Source organism: Streptococcus sp. V919, from assembly GCF_054353475.1.
Genome location: NZ_JBTHHY010000001.1, coordinates 531,697 through 549,039, shown reverse-complemented (window position 1 = coordinate 549,039; position 17,343 = coordinate 531,697). Strand labels below are relative to the sequence as shown.

General features: G+C 36.1%; 17 protein-coding genes and 2 pseudogenes. 14 read left to right on the top strand and 5 right to left on the bottom strand.

Annotation, left to right across the window (positions count from 1 at the left end; translation table 11 throughout):
- The first annotated feature begins 87 nt into the window (after positions 1–87).
- The 10 genes and pseudogenes from ACXYSK_RS02915 to ACXYSK_RS02870 all read left to right on the top strand — a co-directional run bounded on the left by ACXYSK_RS02915 (position 88) and on the right by ACXYSK_RS02870 (position 8,085).
- Entirely contained in the window at positions 88–759 is a 672-nt protein-coding gene (locus tag ACXYSK_RS02915; RefSeq protein WP_458624968.1) for a GTP pyrophosphokinase, read from the top strand.
- A complete protein-coding gene (locus ACXYSK_RS02910) occupies positions 743–1,561 on the top strand; it encodes an NAD kinase (RefSeq protein ID WP_004252947.1) in 819 nt (272 codons plus the stop codon). Before ACXYSK_RS02915 ends, ACXYSK_RS02910 begins: the two co-directional genes overlap by 17 nt.
- Positions 1,558–2,448 carry an RluA family pseudouridine synthase gene (locus ACXYSK_RS02905; RefSeq protein WP_458624967.1) on the top strand — a complete coding sequence of 297 codons (891 nt, stop codon included), beginning with the start codon at positions 1,558–1,560 and terminating at the stop codon, positions 2,446–2,448. Before ACXYSK_RS02910 ends, ACXYSK_RS02905 begins: the two co-directional genes overlap by 4 nt.
- A gap of 18 nt (positions 2,449–2,466) precedes the next feature.
- Positions 2,467–3,441, top strand: coding sequence for a phosphate acetyltransferase (pta, locus tag ACXYSK_RS02900; RefSeq protein WP_006154284.1), 975 nt, complete (start codon positions 2,467–2,469; stop codon positions 3,439–3,441).
- A gap of 145 nt (positions 3,442–3,586) precedes the next feature.
- On the top strand, positions 3,587–4,438 hold the full coding sequence (gene ylqF, locus ACXYSK_RS02895) for a ribosome biogenesis GTPase YlqF (RefSeq protein ID WP_458624966.1): 852 nt from the start codon (positions 3,587–3,589) through the stop codon (positions 4,436–4,438).
- A complete protein-coding gene (locus tag ACXYSK_RS02890) occupies positions 4,425–5,204 on the top strand; it encodes a ribonuclease HII (protein ID WP_458624965.1) in 780 nt (259 codons plus the stop codon). The genes ylqF and ACXYSK_RS02890 overlap by 14 nt, the downstream gene beginning before the upstream one ends.
- Before the next feature lie 15 nt (positions 5,205–5,219).
- Positions 5,220–6,770 carry a ClC family H(+)/Cl(-) exchange transporter gene (locus ACXYSK_RS02885; RefSeq protein ID WP_458624964.1) on the top strand — a complete coding sequence of 517 codons (1,551 nt, stop codon included), beginning with the start codon at positions 5,220–5,222 and terminating at the stop codon, positions 6,768–6,770.
- 146 nt (positions 6,771–6,916) lie between these two features.
- Positions 6,917–7,347 (top strand): annotated as a pseudogene (locus ACXYSK_RS02880) (hypothetical protein).
- On the top strand, positions 7,347–7,622 hold the full coding sequence (locus tag ACXYSK_RS02875) for a hypothetical protein (RefSeq protein ID WP_458624963.1): 276 nt from the start codon (positions 7,347–7,349) through the stop codon (positions 7,620–7,622). The pseudogene ACXYSK_RS02880 and the gene ACXYSK_RS02875 overlap by 1 nt, the downstream one beginning before the upstream one ends.
- A gap of 28 nt (positions 7,623–7,650) precedes the next feature.
- Positions 7,651–8,085, top strand: a complete 435-nt coding sequence (locus tag ACXYSK_RS02870; protein WP_025169290.1) for a hypothetical protein — start codon at positions 7,651–7,653, stop codon at positions 8,083–8,085.
- Between the two features lie 49 nt (positions 8,086–8,134).
- Here the strand turns inward: ACXYSK_RS02870 and ACXYSK_RS02865 are convergent.
- Both ACXYSK_RS02865 and ACXYSK_RS02860 read right to left on the bottom strand, forming a co-directional pair.
- Positions 8,135–8,243: pseudogene (locus ACXYSK_RS02865) on the bottom strand (IS982 family transposase); the annotation flags it as partial.
- Between the two features lie 473 nt (positions 8,244–8,716).
- Positions 8,717–9,730, bottom strand: a complete 1,014-nt coding sequence (locus tag ACXYSK_RS02860) for a hypothetical protein (RefSeq protein ID WP_458624962.1) — start codon at positions 9,728–9,730, stop codon at positions 8,717–8,719.
- A 152-nt stretch (positions 9,731–9,882) separates the two neighbouring features.
- Here ACXYSK_RS02860 and ACXYSK_RS02855 point away from each other — a divergent pair, with 152 nt between their 5' ends.
- The 4 genes from ACXYSK_RS02855 to xerS all read left to right on the top strand — a co-directional run bounded on the left by ACXYSK_RS02855 (position 9,883) and on the right by xerS (position 13,605).
- Positions 9,883–10,119 (top strand): zinc-ribbon domain-containing protein, encoded by a 237-nt coding sequence (locus ACXYSK_RS02855; RefSeq protein WP_458624961.1) that lies wholly within the window; start codon positions 9,883–9,885, stop codon positions 10,117–10,119.
- Positions 10,120–10,985: 866 nt separating this feature from the next.
- Positions 10,986–11,594 (top strand): helix-turn-helix domain-containing protein, encoded by a 609-nt coding sequence (locus tag ACXYSK_RS02850; protein ID WP_458624960.1) that lies wholly within the window; start codon positions 10,986–10,988, stop codon positions 11,592–11,594.
- A 212-nt stretch (positions 11,595–11,806) separates the two neighbouring features.
- A complete protein-coding gene (locus ACXYSK_RS02845) occupies positions 11,807–12,259 on the top strand; it encodes a zinc-ribbon domain-containing protein (protein WP_458624959.1) in 453 nt (150 codons plus the stop codon).
- 275 nt (positions 12,260–12,534) lie between these two features.
- Entirely contained in the window at positions 12,535–13,605 is a 1,071-nt protein-coding gene (xerS, locus tag ACXYSK_RS02840; RefSeq protein WP_458624958.1) for a tyrosine recombinase XerS, read from the top strand.
- 84 nt (positions 13,606–13,689) lie between these two features.
- Here the strand turns inward: xerS and ACXYSK_RS02835 are convergent, their stop codons facing one another.
- The 3 genes from ACXYSK_RS02835 to lpdA all read right to left on the bottom strand — a co-directional run bounded on the left by ACXYSK_RS02835 (position 13,690) and on the right by lpdA (position 17,329).
- The gene (locus ACXYSK_RS02835) at positions 13,690–14,331 is read right to left on the bottom strand and encodes a hypothetical protein (protein ID WP_458624957.1); all 642 of its coding nucleotides are present in this window, start codon (positions 14,329–14,331) and stop codon (positions 13,690–13,692) included.
- A gap of 109 nt (positions 14,332–14,440) precedes the next feature.
- Positions 14,441–15,430 (bottom strand): lipoate--protein ligase, encoded by a 990-nt coding sequence (locus ACXYSK_RS02830; protein WP_458624956.1) that lies wholly within the window; start codon positions 15,428–15,430, stop codon positions 14,441–14,443.
- Between the two features lie 195 nt (positions 15,431–15,625).
- Complete coding sequence (lpdA, locus tag ACXYSK_RS02825; RefSeq protein WP_458624955.1) at positions 15,626–17,329, bottom strand: dihydrolipoyl dehydrogenase; 1,704 nt, start codon at positions 17,327–17,329, stop codon at positions 15,626–15,628.
- Positions 17,330–17,343 lie beyond the last annotated feature (14 nt).

The window sequence follows — 17,343 nt, the reverse complement described above, 5'->3', positions numbered from 1 at the left end:
TAACTGTATTTATTGTATATGATTTTTAAATGAAAATCAAAGAGTAAATGAATATTGTAGCTAAAGAGGGGTGAATCTATAAAATCTATGATTACTGAATGGGAAGAATTTTTAGATCCTTACATTCAAGCTGTTGGCGAGTTAAAAATAAAACTACGGGGGATTCGAAAACAGTACCGCAAACAAAATCGACATTCACCAATTGAATTCGTAACAGGGCGTGTGAAACCTATTGAAAGTATCAAAGAAAAAATGGTTCGTCGTGGAATAACCTATGACACGCTTGAACAAGATTTGCAAGATATTGCAGGTTTACGTGTCATGGTTCAATTTGTAGACGATGTGAATGAGGTTGTATCTATCCTTCGTAAAAGACAGGATATGAGAGTTGTTCAAGAACGTGATTACATTACTCATCGAAAGGCATCGGGTTATCGTTCTTACCATGTGATTATTGAGTATACGGTTGATACGATTTACGGTGCAAAAACCATTCTAGTTGAGATTCAAATTCGTACTTTGGCAATGAACTTTTGGGCTACAATCGAGCATTCTCTCAATTATAAATATCAGGGAGATTTCCCAGAAGAAATCAAGGAAAGACTTGAAATTACAGCTAGAATTTCTCACCAGTTAGACGAAGAAATGAGTAAAATACGTGCTGATATCCAGGAAGCCCAAGCGCTCTTTGATCCTTTGCACAGAAAATTAAATGACGGGGTAGGAAACAGTGACGATACCGATGAAGAATACAGGTAAACGAATTGACCTAATTGCCAACCGTAAGCCTCAGAGTCAGAAAGTTCTATTTGAGTTAAAAGAACGATTAAAAAAGAATAATTTTATCCTGAATGATAAAAATCCAGATATCGTCGTCTCTATTGGTGGAGATGGGATGTTACTGTCTGCTTTCCATAAGTATGAAAACCAACTGGATAAGGTTCGTTTTGTTGGGGTTCATACGGGACATTTAGGTTTTTATACGGATTATCGTGATTTTGAGTTGGACCAATTGGTTACAAATTTACAGTTGGATAATGGAGCTCAAGTTTCTTATCCACTCCTTAGTGTAAAAATATTTCTCGAAAATGGTGAAGTCAAGTCTTTCCGAGCACTAAATGAAGCTAGCATTCGTCGAGCGGATCGAACTATGGTTGCTGATGTCATTATTAACCATGTTCCCTTTGAACGTTTCCGTGGTGACGGCCTAACGGTTTCAACGCCGACAGGAAGTACAGCTTATAATAAATCACTTGGTGGAGCAGTACTGCATCCGACCATAGAAGCCCTTCAATTGGCTGAAATTGCCAGTTTGAACAACCGAATCTATCGCACACTTGGTTCTTCAATCATCGTTCCAAAAAAAGACAAGATTGAATTGATACCGACTCGAAATGACTATCACACAATCTCAATCGATAATAGTATTTATTCTTTCCGAAATATTGAAAAAATAGAATACCAGATTGATCATCATAAGATTCATTTTGTAGCGACACCAAGCCACACCAGTTTTTGGAATCGTGTTAAAGATGCCTTTATTGGTGAGGTGGACGAATGAGGTTTCAGTTTATTGCTGATGAACATGTCAAGGTCAAAACCTTTCTGAAAAAACATGAAGTTTCAAAAGGGTTACTTGCCAAGATTAAGTTTCGAGGTGGTGATATTCGAGTCAATGGGCATCCGCAGAATGCAACCTATCTCTTAGATATTGGGGATGAGGTTGTCATTGATATTCCTCCAGAAGAAGGTTTCGAGACACTGGAAGCAATTGATTATCCGCTAGATATTCTATTTGAAGATGATCATTTCTTGATTATCAACAAACCCTTTGGAGTTGCATCTATACCTAGTGTCAATCATTCCAATACCATTGCCAACTTTATCAAGGGTTACTATGTAAACCAAAACTATGAGAATCAGCAGGTTCACATTGTAACTCGGCTTGATAGAGATACCTCTGGATTGATGCTTTTTGCTAAACACGGCTATGCGCATGCCAGATTAGATAAACAGTTACAAAAAAAGGCTATTGAAAAGCGTTATTACGCTTTAGTCAAGGGAGATGGACATCTGGAACCACAGGGAGAAATCATAGCTCCCATTGCGAGAGATGAAGATTCTATCATCACAAGGCGTGTAGCTAAAGGTGGTAAATATGCTCACACAGAATACAAGGTCATAGCATCCTATGGAGACATACATTTAGTCGATATTCGATTACATACTGGGAGAACACACCAAATTCGTGTTCATTTTTCACATATTGGTTTTCCATTACTTGGAGATGACCTCTATGGTGGAAGTTTAGAGCATGGCATACAGCGTCAAGCGCTACATTGCCATTTCTTATCTTTTTATCATCCTTTTCTTGAAGAACAGTTGGAAATATCATCTCCGCTGCCAGATGATTTTAAGAATTTAATAACTAAGTTATCAATTAATTAATATTAAAGGAGAAAACTCATGGAAGTTTTTGAAAGTCTAAAAACCAACCTAGTTGGTAAAAATGTACGCATCGTTCTACCCGAAGGGAAAGAACCTCGTATCCTACAAGCTACAAAACGTTTGGTGAAAGAAACAGATGTTATCCCAGTTTTGCTTGGTAAACCTGAAAAAATCAAAATCTACCTTGAAATCGAAGGAATTCATGAGGGGTATGAAGTCATCGACCCAGATCATTACGATAAATTTGACGATATGGTTGCTTCTCTTGTAGAACGTCGTAACGGTAAGATAACAGAAGAAGAAGCTACTAGACTCTTGAGTGAAGACGTTAACTACTTTGGTGTTATGCTAGTTTATATGGGCTTGGTTGACGGTATGGTTTCAGGTGCACTTCACTCAACTGCTGCAACTGTTCGCCCAGCACTTCAAATCATTAAAACTCGTCCAAATGTAACTCGTACTTCAGGTGCTTTCTTAATGACTCGTGGTTCAGAACGTTATCTTTTCGGAGACTGTGCAATCAACATTAATCCTGATGCTGATGCCCTAGCTGAAATTGCTATTAACTCAGCAATCACAGCTAAAATGTTTGGTATCGAGCCAAAAATTGCAATGTTAAGTTACTCAAGTAAAGGTTCTGGTTTCGGTGAAAACGTTGATAAAGTGGTAGCAGCTACTAAACGTGCACACGAATTGCGTCCTGACCTTGAAATTGATGGAGAATTGCAATTTGACGCTGCCTTCCACCCTGAAACCGCAGCTTTGAAAGCTCCAGGAAGTAAAGTGGCTGGACATGCAACTGTCTTCATCTTCCCAAGTATCGAAGCAGGAAATATTGGATACAAGATTGCAGAACGTCTAGGTGGTTTCTCAGCTGTAGGACCTGTTTTACAAGGTTTGAATAAGCCAGTTAATGACCTTTCACGTGGATGTAGCTCAGATGATGTTTATAATCTTACTCTCATCACTGCAGCACAAGCTATTTACCAATAAAATTTCCAAAGCCCCACTTCTTTAAGAGGGGCTTTTCTAGTCTTTTAATTGTCTAACACCCTGCAAAACTAGCTAAATTATGGTAAAATAGTCAGTAATCATCTATGTTTTATAGAATAAGTTTGTATGAAGAAAAGGAAATAAAATGGCAACTATTCAATGGTTTCCTGGACATATGTCTAAGGCGCGTCGTCAAGTCCAGGAAAATTTAAAATTTGTTGACTTTGTAACAGTTTTAGTAGATGCACGTTTGCCCTTGTCTAGTCAAAATCCGATGCTGACTAAAATCATCGGTGATAAACCAAGACTATTGATTTTGAACAAGGCAGACCTTGCGGACCCAGCATTAACGAAAGAGTGGCGTCAATACTTTGAATCACAAGGCATTCAGACACTTGCTATCAACTCTAAGGAACAAATAACAGTAAAAGTAGTAACGGATGCCGCTAAGAAACTCATGGCAGAGAAGATTGCTCGTCAAAAAGAACGTGGTATTCAAATCGAGACCTTGCGTACCATGATAATCGGTATTCCAAACGCTGGTAAATCAACGCTGATGAACCGTTTGGCTGGTAAAAAAATCGCCGTTGTTGGTAATAAACCTGGTGTCACTAAGGGGCAACAATGGCTTAAAACCAATAAGGATCTTGAAATCTTGGATACTCCAGGGATTCTCTGGCCAAAATTTAAAGATGAAACCGTAGCACTCAAACTCGCATTAACTGGAGCTATCAAAGATCAGTTGCTTCCAATGGATGAAGTAACGATTTTCGGTCTTAATTACTTTAAAACACATTACCCTGAAAAGCTCCAAGAACGTTTTAAACAAATGAATCTGGAAGATGAAGCTCCAGAAATTATCATGGATATGACACGTATCCTTGGTTTCCGTGATGATTACGATCGTTTCTATAATCTCTTTGTCAAGGAAGTTCGTGACGGAAAACTAGGTAACTATACCTTAGATACATTGGAAGACCTCAATGGCAACGATTAAAGAAATAAAAGAAGAATTAGCAAAGATAAGAGAACTTGAAAATTCCTTTTTTAAGGAAATTGAAAAAGATTCTCGTTCAGGTGTACAAAAGGAAATTGAAAAGCGTAAAAAGGCCATCCAAGCAGAAATAGATGAAAATCTTCGCTTAGAAGCCATGCTTCGATATGAAAAAGAACTTTACGTTCAGGGGATTAACCTAACTGCAGGTGTAGATGAGGTTGGACGTGGTCCGCTAGCTGGTCCAGTGGTGGCTGCTGCAGTGATTTTACCTCAAAATTGTAAAATTAAAGGTTTAAATGACAGCAAAAAAATTCCTAAGAAAAAACACGAGGAGATTTTTCAAGCCGTTAAGGATAATGCTTTAGCAATCGGTATAGGGATTATGGATAATCATGTCATTGACCAAGTCAATATCTATGAAGCGACGAAACTAGCCATGAGGGAAGCTATCTCTCAACTTGAACCTCAGCCAGAACATCTTTTGATTGATGCTATGACATTGGATTTGCCGATTTCTCAAACATCCATTATCAAAGGAGATGCTAATTCCCTATCTATTGCAGCAGCATCTATCGTTGCTAAGGTTACAAGAGATAAGATCATGGCTAACTATGACGAAGAATTTCCAGGCTATGATTTTGCTCAAAACGCTGGCTATGGAACTGCTAAGCATCTAGAAGGAATTGAAAAGTACGGTGTCACACCCATTCATCGCACCAGTTTTGAACCGATTAAAACGATCGTTTCAGAAACTAATAAAAGATAATTAAAGGAGAGAATTATGGAGGAACAATCGGAAATACTTAGTTCCAAGAAAGAATTTGCCTTCGCGTCCAGTACGATCTTAGCTCAAGTAGGGCGAGGTATTATTGTCGGATTAGTCGTAGGAATTATTGTAGGATCATTTCGATTTTTGATCGAAAAAGGCTTTCATATCGTTCAAGGATTTTATCAAGACCAAGAAAATCTGATACGGAATCTATTGATTATTTTATTGTTTTATATCCTCATTTGCTTAGTTAGTGCTAAATTAACACGCTCAGAAAAAGATATTAAAGGTTCTGGTATTCCTCAAGTTGAAGCGGAGTTAAAAGGTCTCATGTCTCTCAATTGGTGGAGTGTCCTCTGGAAGAAATACATTCTAGGTATCTTGGCCATTGCGAGTGGGCTTATGCTCGGTCGTGAAGGTCCCAGTATTCAGCTAGGTGCCGCTGGAGGAAAAGGAATTGCTAAATGGCTCAAGTCTAGCCCTGTTGAGGAGCGTTCTTTGATTGCTAGCGGAGCTGCTGCTGGACTTGCTGCAGCCTTTAATGCACCGATTGCGGGACTCCTATTTGTAGTAGAAGAAGTCTACCATCATTTTTCACGATTCTTTTGGGTTTCTACCTTGGCTGCTAGTCTAGTAGCAAACTTTGTTTCCCTTCTCATCTTTGGCTTAACACCTGTGCTTGATATGCCTGATAATATCCCTCTTATGAGTTTGAGTCAGTATTGGATTTATCTGGTTATGGGGATTTTTCTTGGTTTTTCAGGTTTTCTCTATGAAAAAGCTGTTCTAAATGTCGGAAAAGTATATGATTGGATTGGTCAAAAGATTCATCTGGATAAGGCCTATTATCCTATTCTAGCCTTTCTCCTTATCATTCCAGTAGGAATCTTCCTACCACAAATACTTGGTGGAGGAAATCAGGTTGTCTTATCCTTAACAGAACAAGATTTTAGCTTCCAAATTCTCTTAATTTACTTCATCATTCGCTTTATCTGGAGCATGATTAGTTACGGAAGTGGACTTCCTGGTGGAATTTTCCTACCTATTTTAGCTTTAGGATCCTTACTTGGAGCTCTGGTCGGTGTTATTTGTGTCAATCTTGGCCTCGTTACACAGCAGCAATTCCCAATTTTTGTAATTCTAGGAATGAGTGGCTATTTTGGAGCTATTTCAAAAGCACCTTTGACAGCTATGATTCTTGTGACAGAAATGGTTGGTGACATCCGCAATCTCATGCCTTTAGGGATGGTGACCCTAGTTGCTTACATCGTCATGGATTTGCTCAAAGGAGCCCCCGTCTATGAAGCCATGCTAGAAAAAATGTTACCTGAATCAGCAACTGATGATGGAGAAGTTACCCTGATAGAAATCCCAGTTTCTGATAAGATAGCTGGTAAGCAGGTACATGAACTCAATTTACCACATAACGTACTTATCACAACCCAGGTACATAACGGTAAAAGTAAGACAGTTAATGGTTCTACAAGGATGTATCTAGGAGATATGATTCATCTCGTGATTCCAAAAAGTGAAATTGGAAAAGTAAAAGATTTGCTATTGTAAGATAGGGTGTTTACATAAATTATATTATGCAAAAATACATCGTTAAATATACTATTAGAAAACCGATTCTCTGTGTTGAGATCGGCTTTTTTATTGTTTTTTTCATAATAGATTATTGTATAATAAGAAAAAGGAGAAAAACTCAAATGAACAATTCTGGAATTAAAAAAAGTCATAAAAGACTACTGATCGTTTTGTCACTCGTAATTATCACTGCAGGAGGTGTTTTTATGTTTAGTTTGTTTGGGAAGTCTCAAGAAGAACGTCGGAATAGAGAGTATGAAGTTAGTTTGGTTGAAACTTTAAAAGATAGTTATGAGGGTATTGAAGAAATTAGATTTTCTAATGCAAACTACACAAATCCTCCAGGAAGTTGGACTTGCGTAGTGAACTATATTTTAATGAGAGAAGCATAAAAAATAAAATAAATTATTCAAAAAATGATAAACGAATTTCTGATGTATCTTTAGAGAGAGAGAATAGAAAAGAGGACCGAGAATTTTTAAATAGTCACTTGGGTAAGACTAGTAAACTAATAAAAATTATTTATTCAGATGGTTCAGAAGGAGAATATTAATGGTATACACTTATACTGATAAACAACTCAATGAATTAAATCACGGAAAAAATGTTTATAGTGTAAATTTTGAATATGCTGAAAGGGAAGTTGAAAAGAAAGTTGTAGCCAAAACAAATGATAAGTTATCTTCGGATGAAACTAACACTATAACCACCTCCGATGGTCAAGAATTCCGTGTTATTGCGACTAAGTCTCACCGAGGAACAGGTTTTGATGGGCTTGTTTTAGATACATTTTTCTCTATTCTAGTATTATTTATCTTTAAATTATAGTAGAATGAAGAAAAGGAGAACCACTTAAATGAATAATTCCAGCAATAAAAAAATCCATAAAAGGTTACTAATCGCTTTGTTACTCGTACCCATCACAACAGGAGGTGTTTTTATGTTTAACATGTTAGGAAAATCCCAAGAAGAGCGTCGAAATAGAGAATATGAAGTTAGTCTGGTCAATGCGTTAAAGAATTCTTATCAAGGGATAGAAGAGATTAAGATTTCTAATCCAGAATATACAAGCCCTTCAGGTTCATGGTCTTGTGATGTAGAAATCAAATTTAATGATGAAAGAAAAATTAAGTATGGGATTGGATATTCTTTAGACACTGAGGAAATAACTGATGCTTCACTGGAATGGGAAGGAAGAATAAAAGATAGACAATTTTTGAATGAAAACAAGGGTGAAACCACTTCGAAAATCAGGGTAACTTATTCTGATAAAGACGAAGGAGAGCAATAATGACATTTTCCTATACAGATGAGCAGTTAAACAATTTGAATCGAGATTTGGGAGAAATTTGAGTATTTATGGCTTGCCGAATAATTTGGACTAACCAAATCAACTGCCTTGACCGTCGGTAGATTAAACCGACTTGTTTCAAGGAGACACCCACTAGGATTCTTGTTTAGAAGCACTGAATCAATCAAGAAGGATCACCCAGAGGTTCCAGCATTTGAAGAATATGACGAGCTACTTGAAGCAATCAAAAAATCCCTATAAAGGGATTTTTTTATACCTATAATACCTTGTGCAAAATAGTCGTATATATCAAAATCAGAGTCACGTTACCTACTATTAGACCAAAAGTCGCAAGCAAGGTCTTTGCTGTACCCGGCTTAAAATCTGCACTAATCAAATATGGCCAAAAGCATATCATTGGGAAAACGGCTATTAACACGCATACATAGATAGGAAAGCTTGTCCAAAGAAAGCGTGTCGTCTCTAACCAGTGACCCCATGAAGGTATCATTATTTTGCTTATAGTGAAAAGTATGCATATAAGGTGGACCATCAGAAGATAAATAGCATACTTTGTCTTACTTAGTACTTTTTTCTTTTTCATTTTGCCTAATTATCCCTGCAAATTCTTCTATCGCTCTGCTGCAATATTAGAACTAAAATTAAAATTAACTATATCATTATTCGAATCAAGGTCTAAATTCATAAAATAATGATTCCAAAAGAATTCATTGTTACCTGCTCCCCACTGCACACCGTAATGTCCCAAATATTCATCTCTTGGCTCGCTTGGAGTCAGCCATATTTTTTTCCCAAATACTTTCGTGAACTCGTTTTCGTCAAGCTTCTTTAGCAAATCTATACCATCTATATTATATGAAATTCCATATTTTTTGGCAACAGCTGTGCACTCAGAATCGAAGCAAACCTGCGTAACTACACAGTCCTTCAGCTCCGTACTCTTCCTCTTATCTCCGTAAACACCTATACATCCGAGAACTACATTCTTCTTTACAAGAAGATAGGTAGATCGCGTAACTGCTGAGTCATATGACTTAAAGCCGTTTGGTACGCTAACCTCAGCTCCTTGGTATTTAGAATAGCTTCCCGTTGTCAAAAGCTCATTATAATTAGGATAATCATGTCTACCATTTGACACATAGATTTCAAACCCCTGGTCTATCAAATCCGAAATCTTAGTCTCTGTAAGATGAATTTCAGTTCTGTCAATTTTAAGTGGAGGTGCGTTATCAGGTAGACCTATAATTATATATACAAACATCAAAAACACGAATATCATAAGCACTGCAACGATACCTATCCAAGATTTCCCGGTTCTCCTTCGTGCATTGAAAAGCGCCATTATAGAAGGCGTGATTATAGCAGCACCAATTGGCGCCGCCCCATGACGGAACATGCCCATGACCTTAAAGGCAATTACAGCGCTAATTAGTATTAAAACTATGTGCACTGCATACTCTCCTACGCTTAGCTTACTCGTCCTTGTCTGATTATTTGTTGGGGCATCGTACACTGGAACACCGTTCTCAAAGGTGTTCTTCATTCTAAAACGCAGCCAAAACAATATTCCAATAAACACAAATGCCAAGAACACTAGCATAACGATAAAAACTAATTTTTCCATCTGTAACCTTTTCTCTGACCTAATTATCGTCCATCAAAATTCATATCTAGTCTACCACATTTTGAAATTGTTTTACAATATTTACACACTTGTGCACGAATCAAAAAGTTTTAAAAGGATTTAACGACTTGGCAACAACTCAACAAAGTCTAATGAACGAGTGGGATTATGTAAATAACTTCTTGATAACAAGTCCAACTGAAATTACAGAGTTAAGTAATATGTCTGTATGGTGGATATGTCAAGAAAACCTTAATTATTGTTATAAAATTCAAGTTAAAGAAAGAATGGCGTACAGAAAACGAAATAAAAAGGCATGTTCAATTTGCAAAGGTTACAGAAGAAAGCAAAAATATTTTATACAGTTTAAAAAAGATATAAAAAAATAAGAACACTTTAAGTAATATAAAGTGTTTTTAAATTGTCAAAATGTACAATTGAAAAATTATCAGTTTTCACTTAGATAAAGTACATATAACAGTAGATGGATAGCTTTTAAGATTTCCAGTGTTCATTTAAATAAAGTACATAATTGAGTGTAATTGGCTTAAAAAAAATTTTTGGTTACTGACAACTTAGTTAGGCAAGCCTAAATAAACTAAAAGTTTATGTACAATTGACTTAACAAGAGCTAAACCATTGATACAACTGAATTGGAAGCATAAAGTACATTCTTTAAGGAGTGTACTTTATTTTTGTTTTGTACATTATTCTGGAGTGGTATTTTGTATGTTTTCTAGTACACAATATCCTCTAATCTGAGAAATTAATTTGTACATTATTTTCAATGATAATCAATGTATAATAAAAAATTTAAAGTTCAAATTCTGAAATTACCTTCATATATAAATAATTGAATATAAATTGCTGTAGGCCTATAATAAAGATAGGGATAATAAGAATTCTTCCTAGAAAGGAGTATACTGTATCCTAAGGGTCAGTATTATTAATAAATCATGAAAAAAATAATTATTTTTATCTTTATGGTTTTGCCATAGTAAACAATTTATAATAGAAGGTACGGAAGATATGATACAAGAATATCATAACTATTGGTTTCATATAAAAGGCTCAATTATTGGAGAACTTATTGGACTAATTGTCTGCTTAATTGTTGGCTTAGTTGTATCACTATTATAAAGACAATTTACACTTATTCAACCATTAGTTGATATAAAAAATATCCCACTCAACCAATGGTATGTGTACTTTTTAATAATAATAATTTACACTTAAATTTAAGGAGGTAAAAGTTATGGATCAGATTAAAATTGGAAAATTTATAGCTGAAAGTAGGAAAAAGAATAATTTGACTCAAATGCAACTTGCAGAAAAGTTAAATATTACAGATAGGGCTATATCTAAATGGGAAAATGGAAAAGCAATGCCTGATTCATCAATTATGCTAGATTTATGTAATGAACTTAAAATAAGTGTAAATGAATTATTAAGTGGGGAGATGATTGATATGAATAATTATAATGAGACAGCAGAAAAAAATTTGTTAGAAATGGCAAAAAAGGAAGAAATGCAAAATAAAAAACTAATGATGTATGAAAATGTTATTGGTTTTGGCTCAACAATATCTTTTTTAACACTAATTTTTGTTACATCATTTTTAATAGAGAATAATATAGCAAGAATATTGTTGTTTATATTAGCATTCGTTCTTTTAATAATAGGTGTTTCATTTGCATTAAAAATAGAAACAGAAACAGGTTATTATGAATGTCAAAAATGCCATAATAAATATGTGCCAAAATACAGTAAAGTATATTTTGCAATGCACTTTGGAACTACAAGATATATGAAATGTCCAAAATGTAATGAGAAAAGTTGGCAAAGAAAAGTTTTAAGTAAATAAAAAATTACAAGTTATAGAGATAATTATAAGAGCCCATCGGCTCTTATTTTTTTGCTTTAAATCCTGTTCACTCACAAACTTTTTCTTATTGAAACTATTAAAGCTTGTTCACTATTCGAAGAGAAGTTTCTCAGTGTTGTCCTTACTGTAACAACGATAAGCCTCTGAAGGGGTATAATACATTTGATTATTTGTACCCTGAACTAGCAAAATTGTGGGTACCAAATAATAAAGTCTCTATAGATAGTTTTGTTCCATTATTAACTGAAAAAAGGTTCAATTTATGGCGCTGCAAAGAATGTAACTTTGAATTTCATGAGCGCTTCAGCATTATATTAAATAAGTATTTAAGTTCCGAGACAAAAGATCTTAAAGAAATGTGTCCATTTTGTGCAGAACTAAAAGAAAGACAAGATAATATCTCGTTTGAAGATTTGATGAACGAGTGGGATTATCTTAATAATCTTATTCTAGAAGATCCAGAAAGAATCCCAAATAATACGCAATTAAGATTTTGGTGGATTTGTAAGAATAATCCAGAACATCGTTATAGAATGGCTATCGTAGATAAGATTGCAAATGTAAAACGATCTATCGAGCCATGCGTGTTTTGTAAAGGGCGTAGACAAAAAAGAGAACATTTTGTCCCTTATAGAAAAATTTAAAAGCAGGTTCAAATTTGAACTTGTTTTTTTATCATAGATTTTTATAAAGTACATTATTTTAAAAGATTGTATTTTTAGTTTTCAAGTAGATAATGTACAAAATTTTAGTATGCGAAAGATTTAGTTTTCGCGGGAATAAAGTACATTTTTTGGTCAAAAAAAAATTTTTGTTAAATGAACTATCTCCTATAACATCTTTCCGAAAAACTATAATTTTCTTGAAAAATATATATAGCTATGCTATACTACTAGTATAGAAAGATTTGGAGAAAAACATGAAACGCGAGATCTTATTAGAACGTATTGATAAACTTAAACAAGTCATGCCCTGGTATGTTCTGGAATACTATCAATCAAAATTGGCTGTTCCCTACAGTTTTACGACCTTGTACGAATATTTAAAGGAATACGATCGATTTTTCAGCTGGGTTTTAGAATCTGGTATATCGAATGATGACACCATGGCAAATATACCTTTAGATGTACTTGAGAATATGACAAAGAAAGACATGGAATCTTTTATTCTTTACTTACGTGAACGTCCTTTGCTTAATGCTAATACGACAAAGAATGGTGTCTCCCAAACAACCATCAACCGTACTTTATCAGCGCTTTCTAGTCTTTATAAGTACTTGACTGAGGAAGTTGAAAATGAACAAGGGGAACCTTATTTCTATCGCAATGTTATGAAGAAAGTTGCTACCAAGAAAAAGAAAGAAACTTTGGCTGCTCGAGCCGAAAATATCAAGCAAAAGCTCTTTTTAGGCGATGAAACAGAGGGTTTTTTGAATTATATCGATGAGGAATACCCCAAAACTCTCTCAAATCGTGCTTTATCCTCTTTTAATAAGAATAAAGAGCGAGATTTAGCCATTATCGCACTCCTTCTCGCCTCTGGCGTCCGTCTCTCTGAAGCCGTTAACCTAGACCTTCGTGACCTCAATCTTAAGATGATGGTCATTGACGTCACTCGAAAAGGTGGAAAACGTGACTCGGTCAATGTTGCTGCCTTTGCGAAGCCTTATCTTGAACAATATCTTGCTATCCGAGACAAACGTTACAAGACAGAAAAGACTGATACAGCCCTCTTTCTGACCTTGTATCGAGGTGTTCCAAACCGAATTGATGCTTCTAGTGTTGAAAAGATGGTGGCCAAGTATTCAGAAGACTTCAAAGTCCGCGTGACACCCCATAAACTTCGCCATACATTAGCAACTCGTCTCTATGATGCTACCAAATCACAGGTTTTAGTCAGCCACCAGCTGGGACATGCTAGCACACAAGTTACCGACTTGTATACTCATATTGTTAACGATGAACAGAAAAATGCCCTGGATAGTTTATAAGATACATAATATAAATTATGTAACATTTTAGAGTTAGAAAAAGAGCGTAGGTTTTTTTATCGAATCTTACGCTCTTTTATTATTCTATAAAAATTCGATCCAATAATTACGGTGTGGCTCAATAACGATTGGTTTCCCCCAGAATGATTTTAGATAGGCCAAGTTTGCAGGGGTGACAGGTCTTTTTTCACCATTGAACTTCTCTGCACTCTCTTCCGTTAGAAAGCATTTAACTGCTTCATATGGTGTACCATCGCCCGCTATTCGATCAATTCCTAAATAAGCAATTTCATCACCGGCTTTTGGAATATCTGTAAATAGTTTACCAATAAAATAAACCGTCTTATCTTTCATTAATTCATAAGCCTTACTATTTTCCAGTCTGTTATTCGCTGCAGCGTACATAATACAAAAACTATCTACAATATCTTTCAAAGGCATTAATTCTTCTTTGCTGACTATAATTTCGTCGGGAGCTAGTCCACCAATGATTAAGCTTTTATAATGAGGTTGCTGGATGATATTATCTAAAGCCATTCCTAATGGTAGTTGGACAGCTTGATAGCCTAATGGTTCTAGCTCTTGCTTTTTATGGTCAAGGTGTTCTTGTGTAATACTGATATTCAAATCATATGGACTTGAAGGTTGTTGCTTGCTAAAAAAAGCCACTACTATACGATCTAACTGTTCAAATAGACCAAGATTTTCAACTGGAATTTTCATCATCGAATATGATCCCCTTTTTTGTTCAGATTTCCTCTTTATTCTACTCTCATTATTTTTGAATATCAAGTCTAAGATAAAAGATATCCATGTTAAATGGATATCTTTTACTTTATTCCACCACAGCCTCAGCAATTTCTTCTGCAGTGATTCCTGCGAAGTAACGACCTAGGTTAATGGTTTGAAGGGCTTTGAGGACATCTTCACGTTCGTATTTGACACCACGAAGGACATCTTCTACTGCTGCAACATCTTCGATACCGAAAAAGTCACCGTAAATCTTGATATCTTGAATTTTTGACTCAATAACATTAGCAAAGATTTCAACCTTACCGCTTGGGAATTTTGTTCCACGACGGACGTTATACTCTGGTGATTTACCATAGTTCCAATCCCATGTCCCAAACTTGATTTCCTTGATACGGTTAATCTCTGCCAATTCTTCATCTGAGAAGACATATTCTGTCATCTCAGGATATTCTTTCTTCATGTAGTCCAAAAGCAGATCACGGAACTCTCCAACAGTGATCTTTTCTGGTAACTCATCGATAATATTAGTTACTCGAGCACGGACTGATTTAACACCTTTTGATTCGAACTTATCTTTAGAAACCTTAAGTGCGTTAGCTAGGACTGACAAATCCACGTCAAAGAGAAGACAACCATGGTGCATGATACGGCCATTGATATAGGCTTGAGCATTTCCACAGAATTTCTTACCATCAATCTCAAGATCGTTACGGCCTGTAAATTCAGCTTTAACACCAAGTTCAGCTAAAGTATTGATAACTGGAGTAGAGAAGCTCTTGAAGTCAAAGGCCTTGTTTTCATCTTCTTTTGAAATGATTGTATAGTTAAGGTTGTTCAAATCATGGTAAACAGCTCCACCACCACTGATTCGACGGACTACTTCAATTCCATTTTCACGAACATAGTCACGGTTAATTTCTTCAACCGTATTTTGGTGACGTCCTACAATAATAGACGGTTTATTAATCCAAAGGATAAAGATTTGATCTTCATCAAGGAGATGTTTAAAAGCGTACTCCTCTAAAGCAATATTAAAGGCAGTGTCGTTTGAATGATTGATAATATATTTCATAGTATTTCCAAAAATCTAGTTTTTAAATTCTGTTCATAGCAATCAAATTTTCTAAAGTGGTAAAAAGAAATGTAACGTGTTATCGTTACATTTCTCGGAAAAATTGAGACAAGAGGCTCAATTTTTAGGCATGGAACTCTAATAGAGGTCGCTGCCGTCCGTACTACTTTAAGAAAATTTAGTTGAAAAACTTATTTATTTTTTCTTAGGTGAATGGATGGCCATTCCAAGAACATCCGCAAACGCTTCGTACATAACTTCAGAGTATGTTGGGTGACCGTGGATTGTCTTAAGCATTTCTTCAACAGTGATTTCCATTTCGATGATACTTGACGCTTCGTTGATCAATTCTGCTGCTGCTGGACCAATGATGTGAACACCAAGGATTTCACCATATTTCTTATCGGCAATAACCTTAACGAAACCTTGAGCTGCATCAGATGCAATGGCACGTCCGTTTGCAGCAAAGTTGAATTTACCGATTTGGACATCGTATTTCTCACGAGCTTGTTCTTCTGTTAAACCAACTGCTGCTACTTCTGGAAGTGTGTAGATAGCTGCAGGAGTCAAGTTCAATTTCGCAACAACGTGGTTTCCTTTAAGAGCATTTTCAGCTGCTACTTCACCCATACGGAAGGCAGCGTGAGCCAACATCTTAGTACCGTTGATATCACCTGGCGCATAGATACCTGGGACAGAAGTTTCCATGTATTCATTAACCTTGATACGACCACGGTCTAACTCAAACTCAACACCTCCGATACCTTCAAGATCTGGAACACGACCGATTGAAAGAAGGGCTTTATTCGCGATAATATCATCTTTTCCTTCAACCTTGATACGGAGTTTGCCATCTTCCTCAATGATTTCTTGAAGTTTAGTACCTGTCAAGATCGTCATACCTTTACGTTCAAGGATTAAACGAAGGTTCTTAGATACTTCCGCATCCATAGCTGGAACGATACGATCCATCATTTCGATAACAGTTACTTTTGATCCGAATGTCATGAATGCTTGTCCAAGTTCGATACCGACAACTCCACCACCGATGATCACAAGGCTTTCTGGTACTTCGTTCATTTCAAGAATATCATCACTAGTCATCACAAGTGAAGATTCCATACCAGGAACATTAATCTTACTTACTTTTGAACCACCAGCAAGGATGATTTTCTTAGTTTCAAGCAATTCAGAACCATTGACCAAGACATTCTTATCTTTAGTAATAGTACCGATACCCTTATGAACATCAACTCCATAGCTACGAAGGAGTCCTGCAACACCACCAACAAGAGTATTCACAACTTTAGATTTAGTTTCTAAAAGTTTTTCCATATCAACAGTGAAGTTAGGATTTTCAATTACGATACCACGATTTGCTGCATGACCGATATTTTCGATAATTTCGGCGTTGTGAAGGTAAGTCTTAGTTGGGATACATCCACGGTTTAAGCAAGTTCCACCAAGTTCAGATTTCTCAACAAGAGCAACCTTACCACCTAATTGAGCTGCTTTAATGGCAGAAACATAACCAGCAGGTCCACCACCGATAACAACGATATCGTAAGCATCATCGCTCTTACCATCATCGTTTGAGGCACTTGCTGCAGGTGCTGGGCTAGCTTCTGGTGCAGTTGCTCCAGCTGTTGGGATATTTTCCCCTTCTTCACCAAGATAACCGATAACTTCAGTAACAGGAACAGTCTCTCCATCACCTTTTAGGATAGCGATTAAATAACCGTCTTCTTCTGCTTCCAATTCCATGCTGACTTTGTCAGTCATGATTTCCAAAAGGATTTCTCCTTCTTTTACAAATTCTCCGACTTTCTTATTCCATTGGACGATTTGTCCTTCTGTCATATCCACGCCGGCTTTTGGCATAATTACTTCTAAGGCCATATCTTACTTCCTCT